The organism is Streptomyces tricolor, from assembly GCF_002155905.1.
GTDB lineage: Bacteria > Actinomycetota > Actinomycetes > Streptomycetales > Streptomycetaceae > Streptomyces > Streptomyces tricolor.
Window position 1 is genome coordinate 1 of the sequence record NZ_MUMF01000072.1, and the last position, 621, is coordinate 621.

The window sequence follows — 621 nt, forward strand, 5'->3', positions numbered from 1 at the left end:
AGCTGGCGGAGGCGCTGCGGGAGGCGACCGAGGTGCTGTCGAAGCTGGACGTCGCCGGGTCGGGTCCGGTGGCGGAGGCGGCGATCGACGCGTACCGGGCGCGGGCCGAGCGCGGGCGGGAGGTGCTGGCGCCGGGGTATCCGCCGCGTGCGGTGCGGGTGTTGGAGCTGGCCCAGCGGGTGGGTCTGCTGGTGTCGCTCGCGTACGGCAACGGGCACGGGGGTGCGGTCAGCTCGGCCGAGATGAGGGCGCGGACCGAGGCGCTGCGGCCGGTCGAGCGGACGGCGCGGCGGGCGCAGGTGGCGGCGTACAACGCGTATGTGGAGGAGCGGGAGCGGGGGGCGCGGTGACCGCGTCCCCGGGGTGGCGGACCTGACAGGCCCCCCGGCGGGTCCGGGAGGCCTGGGGTCACTGCCGGCCGGGTCTCAGTGGTTGAGGCCGAGGTTGCCGAAGGCCGGGTTCANNCGGCGGCCTCGCCGGCCGCGTGGGCACCGCCGTGGGCGGAGGCGAGACCGGCACCGGCGGCCACCAGGCCACCGGCCACCATCGTCACGGCCGCTGCCTTCTTCAGGTTCTTCACTGTTCAACCCCTCCTGGTCGTTCACCGCGGCGATCACCGCG

The 621-nt window shown here is 76.1% G+C and carries 2 pseudogenes; one reads left to right on the forward strand and one right to left on the reverse strand.

Annotated features, from left to right (window positions below):
* Positions 1-350: pseudogene (locus CCN44_RS06380) on the forward strand (hypothetical protein); the annotation flags it as partial.
* Positions 351-469: 119 nt separating this feature from the next.
* Here the strand turns inward: CCN44_RS06380 and CCN44_RS06385 are convergent.
* A pseudogene (locus tag CCN44_RS06385) lies at positions 470-580 on the reverse strand (chaplin); the annotation flags it as partial.
* Between the last annotated feature and the right edge of the window lie 41 nt (positions 581-621).